The organism is Paenibacillus wynnii, from assembly GCF_000757885.1.
Lineage (GTDB): Bacteria > Bacillota > Bacilli > Paenibacillales > Paenibacillaceae > Paenibacillus_AQ > Paenibacillus_AQ wynnii.
This window is the reverse complement of the sequence record NZ_JQCR01000003.1, coordinates 65501-77161: the sequence shown is the minus strand read 5'-3', so window position 1 is coordinate 77161 and position 11661 is coordinate 65501. Positions and strand designations below refer to the sequence as shown.

The 11661-nt window shown below is 46.3% G+C and carries 12 protein-coding genes and 1 riboswitch; of the genes, 3 read left to right on the top strand and 9 right to left on the bottom strand.

Going from position 1 to position 11661, the window contains the following annotated elements; genetic code table 11:
• Nucleotides 1-6 precede the first annotated feature (6 nt).
• A complete protein-coding gene (locus tag PWYN_RS15695) occupies nt 7-984 on the top strand; it encodes a MerR family transcriptional regulator (RefSeq protein ID WP_036653986.1) in 978 nt (325 codons plus the stop codon).
• A 91-nt stretch (nt 985-1075) separates the two neighbouring features.
• Here PWYN_RS15695 and thiH read toward each other — a convergent pair whose 3' ends face one another.
• The 5 genes from thiH to PWYN_RS15670 form a co-directional block, all read right to left on the bottom strand.
• A complete protein-coding gene (gene thiH / locus PWYN_RS15690; RefSeq protein ID WP_036653985.1) occupies nt 1076-2200 on the bottom strand; it encodes a 2-iminoacetate synthase ThiH in 1125 nt (374 codons plus the stop codon).
• A gap of 31 nt (nt 2201-2231) precedes the next feature.
• Nucleotides 2232-2999, bottom strand: coding sequence for a thiazole synthase (locus PWYN_RS15685; protein WP_036653983.1), 768 nt, complete (start codon nt 2997-2999; stop codon nt 2232-2234).
• A gap of 45 nt (nt 3000-3044) precedes the next feature.
• The gene (gene thiS / locus PWYN_RS15680; RefSeq protein ID WP_036653982.1) at nt 3045-3248 is read right to left on the bottom strand and encodes a sulfur carrier protein ThiS; all 204 of its coding nucleotides are present in this window, start codon (nt 3246-3248) and stop codon (nt 3045-3047) included.
• Nucleotides 3232-3888 (bottom strand): thiamine phosphate synthase, encoded by a 657-nt coding sequence (locus tag PWYN_RS15675; protein WP_036653978.1) that lies wholly within the window; start codon nt 3886-3888, stop codon nt 3232-3234. The genes thiS and PWYN_RS15675 overlap by 17 nt, the downstream gene beginning before the upstream one ends.
• 123 nt (nt 3889-4011) lie before the next feature.
• A riboswitch (TPP riboswitch) is annotated at nt 4012-4117 on the bottom strand.
• A gap of 158 nt (nt 4118-4275) precedes the next feature.
• Nucleotides 4276-5145: an SDR family oxidoreductase gene (locus PWYN_RS15670; protein ID WP_420805767.1), complete on the bottom strand. Its 870-nt coding sequence runs from the start codon at nt 5143-5145 to the stop codon at nt 4276-4278.
• Between the two features lie 214 nt (nt 5146-5359).
• Here PWYN_RS15670 and PWYN_RS15665 point away from each other — a divergent pair, with 214 nt between their 5' ends.
• Complete coding sequence (locus tag PWYN_RS15665; RefSeq protein ID WP_036653972.1) at nt 5360-5785, top strand: NUDIX hydrolase; 426 nt, start codon at nt 5360-5362, stop codon at nt 5783-5785.
• An 89-nt stretch (nt 5786-5874) separates the two neighbouring features.
• On the opposite strand, the gene PWYN_RS15660 is transcribed toward PWYN_RS15665, so the two are convergent.
• The 4 genes from PWYN_RS15660 to PWYN_RS15645 form a co-directional block, all read right to left on the bottom strand.
• The gene (locus tag PWYN_RS15660; protein WP_036653969.1) at nt 5875-6300 is read right to left on the bottom strand and encodes a hypothetical protein; all 426 of its coding nucleotides are present in this window, start codon (nt 6298-6300) and stop codon (nt 5875-5877) included.
• Between the two features lie 147 nt (nt 6301-6447).
• Nucleotides 6448-7389 carry a malate dehydrogenase gene (mdh, locus tag PWYN_RS15655; protein ID WP_036653967.1) on the bottom strand — a complete coding sequence of 314 codons (942 nt, stop codon included), beginning with the start codon at nt 7387-7389 and terminating at the stop codon, nt 6448-6450.
• A gap of 191 nt (nt 7390-7580) precedes the next feature.
• On the bottom strand, nt 7581-8876 hold the full coding sequence (gene icd, locus PWYN_RS15650) for an NADP-dependent isocitrate dehydrogenase (RefSeq protein WP_036653965.1): 1296 nt from the start codon (nt 8874-8876) through the stop codon (nt 7581-7583).
• 49 nt (nt 8877-8925) lie between these two features.
• A complete protein-coding gene (locus PWYN_RS15645) occupies nt 8926-10038 on the bottom strand; it encodes a citrate/2-methylcitrate synthase (RefSeq protein ID WP_036653964.1) in 1113 nt (370 codons plus the stop codon).
• Nucleotides 10039-10452: 414 nt separating this feature from the next.
• On the opposite strand from PWYN_RS15645, the gene ytvI reads away from it, so the two are divergent.
• Entirely contained in the window at nt 10453-11568 is a 1116-nt protein-coding gene (gene ytvI, locus PWYN_RS15640) for a sporulation integral membrane protein YtvI (RefSeq protein WP_036653960.1), read from the top strand.
• The last annotated feature ends 93 nt before the right edge of the window (nt 11569-11661 follow it).

Here is an 11661-nt window from a genome sequence, read left to right as displayed (position 1 = left end):
GATGGCATGAAGATCAAAGAAGTAGCAGATAGGCTCAAAATTTCGGCAAGAGCGATACGTTTTTATGAAGAAAAGGGCTTGATTTCCCCTACCAAGGGAGAGAATTCATACCGGTACTTTAGCGAAAAAGAAATTTGGAGGCTGCAGACCATCATCGCTCTCCGTGAAGCAGGTATGCCCGTGGATGATATCCGCAAAGCACTGCAAAACATCGAGGGTCAGGATAATGAAGAACTGCAATACTATCTGGAGCTTCAGCGCTCCGTCCTGTTCACGAAATGGGTGGAAATCAAGCATATTATTGATACCACCGACTACATGATCGATATGATAAAAAAACAGCAGGCCCTACCGCTTGATGATATCTATGCACTCGCCGAAGGTTCACGAAGATTACGGGAGCACCGCAGCAGTTGGGAGGATAAATGGGATTTTGATGCAAGGGCCAGAATTCATGATGAAATTGTCCTGAACGAAACTTCGGAGTATAAAGATTACGGGGCTGCTCTTGCATTAACTGTCCAGTGGCTGGCACCGATTACCGGGGAGAAGGGGCTTGATATCGGGATCGGAACCGGAAATTTAGCCAAAAAGCTGATCGCCCACGGCGCTGTAATGGCGGGTGTTGATCAATCCAAAGAAATGTTGAAGCAATGTCGCCAGAAGCTCCCTACATTGGAGACGAAGCTCGGGAACTTTCTGGCGATTCCCTATATGGATCGGAAATTTGATTTTGTTGTTTCCAGCTTTGCTTTTCATCATCTCACGGAGAGTCAGCAAGCCCTTGCTATTGAGGAAATGCGCAGGGTTCTGAAGCCCCACGGCAGGATCTGTATTACCGATTATATGATGATCGATGATAACCCCTCTAGTGATATCAGTGAGACCGGATTAATTAAGTTATTTGAAACCAAGGGATATCTTACGAAGCATCAACGAATGAATGAACGGCTTCATATTGTATACGCAGTGCCCATCAGGTGATAAGCCCATAACAAAACCTTGCCCGTTACGCAAAGGTATCTAAAGAAACACCACCCCTGTATCGTGCAGAGGTGGCGTTTATGACACTTTTTTAAGTAGGAGTCGGGGCAGGCTCCACCAGTATATCCCAGTCTTTAAATACCGGTTGGAAGCTGTTTACATACAGCATTTCTGTAATCTCTTGCACACTCCGGCTGTCCGAAATTTCAAATTGGGGAGTTCCGCCTTCTAGCGTATGTCCCCCTACTTCAGTGGATACTCCGGCGGACATCTTAGTGATACCCAGATGAATTAAATGATCGCGGAGAGCTGCTGGTTCCCGGGTAGAGAGAGTTATGCCCGAACGCGGCAGAAATAGCCGATACGCCAAAATAATCTGTACTAACGAACGATCCGACACATCGCACTCCGGGTTAAACTCTCCTAGGTAAGGCCGAAATCTTGGAGTGGAAAGACTGATCTCACAATCCGGATAACGGTCTTGCAGATATCGGGCATGCATCGCGCTAAGGAATGCTTCCTGCCTCCAATCATGCATACCCAGCAAAGCGCCTATGTTAACGGAACGAAATCCAGCCTGGCAGCCGCGTTCAGGGGCATCTAGACGGTTACGATAATTTCTCTTGGGACCCTTTACATGTAGCTCTTTGTAGGTTTCCTGATGATAGACTTCCTGGTAAAGAGTCAATCCGTCCACGCCTGCCTCCAGAAGCTCTTGATATTCTGCGGTAGCCAACGGGTTAATCTCAATGCTGATGGAGGAAAAATACTCACGCAGCACCTCTACACAGTCCTTGATATAAGAAACAGGATTATCCTTTCGGGATTCCCCGGTCAAAATCAGGATATGGCGCAAGCCTGTGGCAGCAATGTTCTCCGCCTCCCGTCTCACTTCATCCAACGACAGCTTCTTGCGCGGAAAGTCGTAGATCGAGCTGAAGCTGCAATAGGTACAGTGATTCACACAAAAGTCAGCCAAGTACATGGGTGTGAATAGCTGCATCGCGTGGCCAAAATGTGCTCGGGTAAGTTGTTGTGCTTTTTGAGCTATATTCTCTAGCAGCGGATCTGCAGCCGGAGAAAGTAGTGCCAATAAATCCGCTTCGTCCAACCTATCCTTGCTTAATGCACGCCGAACATCATCTGAAGTATATTCCTTCCATAGCTGTACGTACGGATACTGTTCCAATCTTCCCAGTGTTTCGTAAAAGCTCACACCCATCCCTCATTTCAAAATATCTATGAACCTAGCTAAGAAAGCCGGTCAACGGTGAAGAAGCTGCCGCTACTTCTTCAACAGGACCCAGACCGGCCAAATAAGCTTTACGGCCTGCGCTTATAGCATCACGGAAAGCTTCAGCCATTCCCAGCGGATCACGGGCTGTAGCGATAGCCGTATTCAGAAGCACGGCCGCAGCACCCATCTCCATCGCTTCGGCGGCTTCAGAGGGTCTGCCAATTCCGGCGTCTACAATGATAGGAAGGTTCACCTCTTCGATGAGGATGCGGATCAGTTCTTTGGTTCTGAGGCCGCGGTTCGTACCAATCGGAGCCCCGAGCGGCATCACGGCCGCAGCGCCTGCATCCCTTAGACGAATAGCCGCAGACAAATCCGGGCTCATATATGGTAGGACTACAAAACCTTCCGCCGCCAAAATTTCAGTAGCCCGGATCGTCTCCAGATTATCCGGGAGCAAGTATTTCTGATCGTTAATGACTTCTATTTTCACCCAATTCCCCAACCCCGCAGCTCTTGCAAGTCTGGCGATACGTACCGCCTCTTCTGCTGTACGCGCTCCAGAAGTATTTGGAAGGAGTGTCATATGTGAAGGAATGTGTTTCATGATATTTTCTTCTCCACCTGTCAGATCCACCCGGCGGAGCGCGACTGTAATAACCTGAGAACCGGATCGGTTGATCACCTCAGGAATTAGGGTATTTCGGCTATATTTGCCGGTTCCAATGAATAGTCTACTGGATAAAGTGGTACCACCAATTACTAATGGGTCATGCATAAAAAAAACAACCTCCCTGATATGAATTGAAGTACGATTAGAAAATCAGCCTCCACCGACAAAATGAACCACCTCTATGCGGTCTCCATCGGCAAGGGGGGTGATCTCATAGTTTTCTCTGCTGACAATTTCTCCGTTAAGTTCCACTATGATTAGGCGTCCGGACCATTCAGGACGGTTCATCAAATCCGATACCGTCCTACAGCTATCGGAATAATCCTTAGCGGTACCGTTAATGAGCAGATTCATGCATACTCACCTCCTCTGCCAGCTTGGATTCTAATGTAACTTGAAGTGATGTACGATAAGCCTTTGCGGCTGATAAGGGATCATTCGAACCGCAAATACCGGACATCACTGCAATGCCTGCCGCTCCCTGCTTCATGATCTGGGATACATGATCAGGGGTGATTCCTCCTATGGCAATTACAGGTATGCGACTGATTCGCACAGTCTGAGCAAGCTGGGCTAACCCCCTTTCAGGCTGTCCCGGTTTACTGTCCGAGAGAAATACATGCCCAAACAAGCAGAAGTTGGCTCCCTGAGAGCTTCCCTTCTCGGCCTCTTGTGGAGAGTGGATCGACCTTCCCAGACGTAAATGGGGAGCAACCGCCCGAGCTTCAGCGGGAGTTAGGCTATGCCAGGGCAGCTGTACACCCCGAGCCCCAACAGCCAAGGCCACATCTATCCGGTCGTTAATGATTAACTTAGCCGGAGGGAGGCCGACTCTAAGCAATTCTTCTGCCGCCGCGATTAGTTCACGGGCCGAGCGATGCTTCTCACGCAGATGGATATAATCCAGCAGCGGATGTGTTGCTTCTACTATTTCAATAAATTGCGATAAAGGAAGTTTCCCATCCGAAATCAGATGGATTTCAGCTTGTGCCATACTTAACCCCCAGTCTTTGATTCGTCACCCTTGCAATTCCGTTCAGAAACGCAAAAAAACTGCCCCCCGGATGGAAGGCAGTCGGAATCTGTATAGAAATAGGGCTAATAAAAGCCTGTTACAGTTATTCGTTCTCCACTTCCCTACGCTGGTATAATCCAGATCAGGTTCAAAGGGTCCGAACATGAATAACGTCCGTCTCAGCCTTGCGGCACCCCTAGTGACCATACAATATGTAATTACTAACGAACTTAATATTAACATAATCTACCTCTATATAATACCTTCTCTTTTGTGCTCATAGTTAGAGACACAAGAAGACCCTGATCCGATTGCATCAGGATCAGGGTCTTCTTGTAAGACAAGTTACCAAATAACAGGTGATCTCTATCCGTTAACGACCTCGCCGCCGTTAACATGAATAACCTGTCCACTTACATAAGTGGAGTCATCGGATGCCAGATATACATAAGCTGGAGCAAGCTCCTCTGGTTGACCCGGACGCTTCATCGGCTGTGATGCACCAAATTCACTGACCTGTTTTGCGTCAAAGGTAGAGGGGATAAGCGGTGTCCAGATCGGTCCTGGAGCAACGGCGTTTACCCGGATGCCTTTTTCCACCAGATTGGCGGACAGTGAACGAGTGAAGCTCAGTATAGCACCCTTGGTAGATGAATAATCCAGTAACATAGGGTTGCCTTTATAAGCTGTAATTGATGTGGTGTTGATGATCGTAGAACCTGATTTTAAATGCGGCATTGCTGCTTTCGTCAAATAAAACATCGAGAAAATGTTCGTACGGAACGTACGCTCTAATTGCTCGGATGTAATATCTTCAATATTTTTTTGCGGATGCTGTTCAGCAGCATTATTTATAAGAATATCCAGCTTGCCAAGGCCTTCTACTGTCTTGTTGATAAGATCCTGACAGAACGCTTCAACCCCGATATCACCGGAGATCAGAACGCATTTGCGGCCTTCCTGTTCTACCTGACGTTTGGTTTCCTCTGCATCCCCGTGTTCATCCAAGTAGGAGATGACTACATCAGCTCCTTCTTTGGCAAAAAGAACGGCTACCGCACGGCCAATCCCGCTATCGCCGCCTGTTATAAGTGCTGCTTTGCCCAACAACTTGCCTGCTGCCTTATAATTCGCCGGTTCATATTTAGGGTGCGGGTTCATTTCACTTTCCAATCCTGGCTGACGGTCCTGCTCCTGGGGTGGTAAAGTTTTCTTTGTTTGATTACTGCTCATCATCTCGTTCTCCTCTCGCTGTGCAATTGGATAGACACTAATTGTCTTAGCATGGCTCTAGTGTCTCGATTTATACGTTTCGTTACGATATGTTAATTACCACGCTGAGCGAAAACTAAACAACATGGAGAAAGAGGTTATACGAATCTGATTATCCATTATAATGAATATATATAGTTCTGGAATTAATGCTTGCTTAGGAGGGGAATCACTCAAGATGGTGTCAAATGGTCGAAGCCTGATTGTTGCTGTGAAAGGAGTAATCCTGAAGGAAGGTAAGATCCTGCTTGTACAACGTGCTGATGATGATTATATCGGTGCTGGAACCTGGGAGTGCGCAGGTGGCAAGATTGAATTCGGGGAAGGGTTGGAAGCTGCTCTGGTTCGAGAGATTAAAGAGGAGACTGGATTAACCGTTTCCGTCGGGAATATTTTATATGCAGCTACATTTATGACTGACTCTACTAGACAGGTTGTTATTCTTACATATTTATGCAGAACGAATGAAACCACCGTCCAACTATCCAAAGAGCACTTGGATTACCGATGGTGCACCAAAGATCAAATTAAAACGCTATTATTACCCCAGATCATTAGTGATTTCGAGAAAAATAAGGTTTTCGAACTCGAGGAACTACTATAATCTTGTTCGTAACAGATTAAAATGCGCTAGATGCAAAAACCCGCACTCCAAATTAGGAGGCGGGTTTTTGTTGATAACTCACAAGAGTTTTAGACAATCTGGTTATACACCATGAAGAACACCATTAACAGCAGGGTAACAGACAACACTGCACTCAAGGTGCGAATCTTGCCGGTTTCCGCGGATACATCCCGGTTCTCACGGATTCCTGCCGCCGCCAGACGCAGCGGTTTACTCATAATGCCGCCAATAGCAAACAAAGCCAACAGAAGCACAACCACGATAATCATCCATACCACGGAATACTCACCCTGTGACATCAAATAACCACCGGTAATCAGTTGGATTACAAGACCGTACTGAGCAAAACGGTTAAGCCCGCCTATCGCGCTTAGCGTCCCTTCCTTAGCAGGCGCAGAGAGTTTCTCTACTCGACCTAGAATGAAAGGCAGTACCAGATAAAATCCCAGTGCCAGCATCCCGATCATATGTAAGAAAAAGAAAACATGACTCATAACATACCTCCTCAACTTATACTATGATATAAATTACAACTTCACTTAATTATACCCATAAAGTAGTGAGAAGAAAAGAAGTCCCCACTTTAAGTTGAAAAGTTGGGGATTTCTCGATATTCCTATCATTTTTTCGTGAAATTCATTCTACACGGATACTACCGATGTAACGGCACGTACAGAATCTGCGGATTTATCCAATGCCGCTTTCTCCTCAGCCGTCAGTTCAAGCTCAAAAATTTTCTCGATACCGTTTGCTCCCAGAAGCGTAGGAACACCCATAAACAAACCGTCGTAGCCATATTCACCTTCCAAGAAGGCAATGACCGGGATAATACGCTTTTTATCTTTCAATATTGCTTCCGTCATCTGTACCAGAGAAGCTGCAGGAGCATAATAAGCACTGCCGTTACCCAACAGGTTCACAATTTCTCCGCCGCCAACACGTGTACGTTGAACAATCTCAGCTATGCGCTCCGCCGGAATCAAAGTGTCAATAGGAATACCGCCTACGCTGGAATAACGTACTAACGGCACCATATCATCACCATGGCCGCCAAGTACAAATCCACGGATATCCTCAACAGATACATTAAGTTCCTGGGCAATAAAGGTACAATAACGGGCCGTATCCAGGACACCCGATTGTCCGATCACGCGATTCTTCGGAAAGCCCAATGTATTGTAGGCAACGTAAGTCATAGCATCTACCGGATTACTTAAAATAATAACAATAGATTCTGGTGCCACGCGCTTAATGTTCTCACAAACAGACTTAACAATTCCAGCATTGGTGTTGACCAAATCATCGCGGCTCATACCCGGCTTGCGGGCTACGCCCGCTGTGATAATCACGATATCAGAGTCTGCAGCATCATCATAGTTCGATGTTCCAGTAATCGTGCTGTCAAACTTTTGTACCGGACTTGCTTCCATCATATCCAGAGCCTTGCCTTTGGTTGGATTCTCCAGTTGCGGGATATCAATCAGTACTACGTTACCAAGTTCCTTTTGAGCCAGCATAAGCGCCGTGGTAGCGCCGGTAAAACCGGCACCCACGACTGTGATTTTATTACGTTTGATTGCCACGAGTCGTCCTCCTAAAAGTTTTGTTATGCGTAATCTTCTTCGAATTTACTTCGTACAAAACTAGCTTCGTAAGCATAACCTTAAGTTTTGTTATGCGTAATCTTCTTCGAATTTACTTCGTACAAAACTAGCTTCGTAAACATAACCTTAAGTTTTGTATCAGCATTGCTTCCCTCGAAATCACTTCGATCCTACAGATGGTTGATAACTTCGTCTGCGAATGCCGAGCATTTCAACTCCGTTGCGCCTTCCATCTGACGGGCGAAGTCATAAGTTACGGTCTTATTGTTAATGGCTGTGCTCATCCCTTTGTAGATGAGGTCAGCCGCTTCCTGCCAGCCCAAATGTTCAAGCAGCATTACACCGGATAATATAACCGAACCAGGGTTCACCACATCTTTATCTGCGTATTTAGGAGCTGTACCATGAGTCGCCTCGAAAATGGCATGTCCGGTTAAGTAATTAATGTTCGCTCCCGGAGCAATACCGATACCGCCGATTTGAGCTGCAAGCGCATCAGACAGATAATCACCGTTAAGGTTCAGCGTTGCGATCACATCAAAATCCGTTGGACGAGTTAATACCTGTTGTAAAGCTATATCGGCAATAGCATCCTTGATGAGGATTTTGCCGGAGTCCAGGGCTTCCTTCTGAGCCGCATTTGCTGCAGCTTCACCCTCTTTTTCCTTAATAACATCGTATTGGTTCCATGTGAATACTTTGTCACCGAACTCCTGCTCAGCAACTTCATAGCCCCAATTCTTGAAGGCTCCTTCGGTATATTTCATGATATTGCCTTTATGAACAAGCGTTACGCTCTTGCGTCCATGTTTGATTGCATATTCTACAGCAGAACGAACAAGTCGCTTAGAACCTTCTTTGGAAACTGGCTTAATACCGATACCTGAGGTTTCCGGGAAACGGATTTTGTTAACGCCCATTTCATTCTGCAGGAACTCGATAACCTTCTTCACCTCAGCTGAACCTTCCTGATATTCGATTCCGGCATAAATATCTTCAGTGTTTTCACGGAAAATTACCATATCAACAAGCTCAGGATGTTTTACCGGGGAAGGAACCCCGTCGAAGTAACGTACTGGCCGCAAACAAACGTACAAATCCAACTCTTGGCGCAGCGCCACATTCAGAGAACGAATACCGCCACCGATTGGTGTAGTCAACGGTCCTTTTATAGCTACGAAATACTCACGAATTGCCTCCAAAGTATCATTTGGCAGCCATTCACCATATGTATTGAAGGCTTTCTCGCCGGCAAACACTTCGTACCAGGCAATTTGTTTAGTACCGCCGTATGCTTTGGCAACCGCCGCATCCAGCACCCGTTTGGAGGCTTTCCAAATGTCACGGCCCGTGCCGTCACCCTCTATAAAAGGAATAATCGGATGATTAGGAACCTGTAGCTTACCGTCCTCGATCGTAATTTGTTCGCCTTCTGTTGGCAGATCGTATTTTTCCAATTTCAACATTTGTGTGTGTTCCTCCTTCAAAATTTGATAGCTATGTGGTTAGACTGTACTACCTTTGCTCAATCGGTACGTATTTTTGTTCTACAAGACCGGTGTATTCTGCGCGTGGACGAATAATCCGATTGTCTCCATACTGCTCCAAAATATGCGCTGTCCATCCTGAAACCCGGCTAATCGCAAAGATCGGTGTGAACAATTCACGTTCAATTCCAAGCTGTGTATACACCGAAGCCGAGTAGAAATCCACATTTGGCTTAAGACCTTTTTGCCCGGTGATTAGGTCTTCAATCTTAACAGACATATCATACAGAGTAGTATCGCCTTTCATTGTACCAAGTTCCAGCGACATCTTCATCAAGTGCTTCGCACGGGGATCGCCATTCTTATACACACGGTGACCAAAGCCCATAATTTTCTCGCGGCGCTCCAGCTTCCCACGGACGAAAGGCTCCACGGCATCAAGAGTTCCAATCTCCTCCAGCATCTTCATTACAGCTTCATTAGCACCACCGTGCAGAGGACCCTTCAGAGCGCCAATAGCAGACGTAACACCAGAATAAATATCTGACAAAGTTGCAACTGTCACCCGTCCGGCAAAGGTGGACGCATTAAGCTCATGGTCAGCATGCAGTACAAGTGCAGCATCCAGTGCCTTCACCGATACGATGTCAGGCTGCTTCCCCCATAACATATATAAGAAGTTCTCAGCGATGGAAGCGCCTTCTTTTGGAGCCACCGGTTCTAGACTCTTACGAATACGTGCAAGTGCAGCCACCACAGTAGGAAGCTGAGCCTGCAGTTTTACGGCTTTGATCTCATTAGCCTCACGACTCATATCATCAGCAGCATCATCATACAAAGCTAAGCTGGATATAGCAGTCCGCAGCGCTGCCATCGTATTTGTATCTTTGGGATACAGCTTCATTTGTTCAATCACCTGCTCCGGAATTGGAGCAAACGCGCTAAGATCCCGACTTAGAGTTCCAAGCTCAGCTGAAGTCGGTAGGCTGCCAAACCACAGCAAATAAGCAGTTTCCTCAAAGCTGGCATTTTCCGCAAGATCATCAATATCATAACCGCGATAAGTCAATACGCCATCAACAATAGAGCTGATGGAGGAAGTAGTTGCTACAATGCCTTCCAGACCTTTAGTAACTGTCATAGTATACTCTCTCCTTTGCTTGCAGGGGTATTTGAAAGCCCTTCGGTACTTCATGAAAACATTTACAATTTGAAATATTGCCATTATAAAAAAGTGACTATCACATTTTCTCTTGGGGTACAACCCAACTTGCGCTTTAAGTCTTTAATCATCATAACGGATTTTGACGGTTATGTGAACAACGTGGAAGCTTTACCACGCATCAAATGATTTTATCGGACAGATAGAAAAAAACTTCTGAAAAATTGTTTCATGTTTGCGCTTTCAGTGTATAAGTTAACCCCATCTTTTCCCCCTCCATCCGCAATCGCTAGTCTTAATATCCCTGGAGTGAATATACATAAGACGAGCATATCTAGTCCAAAAGTCCAAGAACTTTATACTTCCTGATCGTATACGAAAGGAGCACTCGGCATGGATTCTTTGATGCTGAAAAGACTGCTGCGCGGCCTTTGGGTTGTTGTGGCCACCATCACCCTTCTGCTGGCACTCTATATATTGATGCCATTGCTATATCCCTTACTGCTCGCCTGGTTGCTAGCGTACATTATGCACCCTCTTATCCAGATTCTGCGGCAGTTTAAGCTTCCAGGGTGGCTGGCAGTGATCATGTCACTGCTCTTTTATATCGGAGGAACGGCGCTGGTACTGACCGCCTTGATTACCCGTCTGGTGAAGGAATTGGTCGTGTTAACTCAAACACTTCATCTTCATACGGACGAATGGAGGGAGTTGCTTCTATCTTGGAGCCGGAATGCAAGTATCCAAAATATACTGAATCAAATCAATCAATTCTACCATGACAACCCGGATTATCATGCCACCATAGACAGCAATATCAGCCGTACCACAGAGACTGTGGGTTATGCAGTAACACAGTTAGTCACTGGTTTTTTCAACATACTACTTAACTTAATCTCCTCCCTCCCAAGCCTGGGTACGATTATGATAGTGGTTGTTCTGGCAGCCTTTTTCATCAGTATGAGTTGGGAGAAGCATAATGATAAGCTATCCGGCTGGCTTCCGGAACCTGTAAAAAGACCCCTATCCGACATTTGGCAGGACCTGCGCAAGGCCCTTGTAGGGTACCTGCGTGCCCAGCTGATTCTCATCTCGATTACAGCTATGATTGTCATTATCGGACTCCTGCTATTGGGTGTTAAGTCTGCCTTAGCGATAGGTCTGATGATCGGTTTTGTGGACCTGCTGCCTTACTTGGGCGTAGGTATCGTAATGCTTCCTTGGGCAGTTTATTCTTACGTGACAGGGAACTTGGCGCTGGGTGTGGGGCTGTCTATTCTCTTTGCGATTATTCTGATCGTACGGCAAGTCCTTGAGCCTAAGGTTCTGGCCAGCAGCATCGGGCTGGATCCATTGGCTATGCTGATCGGCATGTTCGCCGGACTCCAAGTTTTCGGGGTGCTGGGGCTTATTATAGGACCTGTAATTCTGGTCATCCTAGATGCCTTCAATCGGGCTGGTGTCTTCCGGGGGCTGCGCAACTACATTGTCAGCGGGAGATTGCATTGAGGGCGGGATTTATGCAAACACTTCAAAGGTTAGTTGCACAATATACAGCTATTTGACTTAAAAGAAGGCTGTAACAGACTTTAGTTGCACTCA

Coding starts and splice junctions, on each gene's coding strand:
- PWYN_RS15695 (WP_036653986.1), top strand. CDS start 7: ATGAAGATCAAAGAAGTAGCAGATAGGCTCAAAATTTCGGCAAGAGCG.
- PWYN_RS15685 (WP_036653983.1), bottom strand. CDS start 2,999: ATGCATGACCCATTAGTAATTGGTGGTACCACTTTATCCAGTAGACTA.
- thiS (WP_036653982.1), bottom strand. CDS start 3,248: ATGAATCTGCTCATTAACGGTACCGCTAAGGATTATTCCGATAGCTGT.
- PWYN_RS15675 (WP_036653978.1), bottom strand. CDS start 3,888: ATGGCACAAGCTGAAATCCATCTGATTTCGGATGGGAAACTTCCTTTA.
- PWYN_RS15670 (WP_420805767.1), bottom strand. CDS start 5,145: ATGATGAGCAGTAATCAAACAAAGAAAACTTTACCACCCCAGGAGCAG.
- PWYN_RS15665 (WP_036653972.1), top strand. CDS start 5,360: ATGGTGTCAAATGGTCGAAGCCTGATTGTTGCTGTGAAAGGAGTAATC.
- PWYN_RS15660 (WP_036653969.1), bottom strand. CDS start 6,300: ATGAGTCATGTTTTCTTTTTCTTACATATGATCGGGATGCTGGCACTG.
- icd (WP_036653965.1), bottom strand. CDS start 8,876: ATGTTGAAATTGGAAAAATACGATCTGCCAACAGAAGGCGAACAAATT.
- PWYN_RS15645 (WP_036653964.1), bottom strand. CDS start 10,038: ATGACAGTTACTAAAGGTCTGGAAGGCATTGTAGCAACTACTTCCTCC.
- ytvI (WP_036653960.1), top strand. CDS start 10,453: ATGGATTCTTTGATGCTGAAAAGACTGCTGCGCGGCCTTTGGGTTGTT.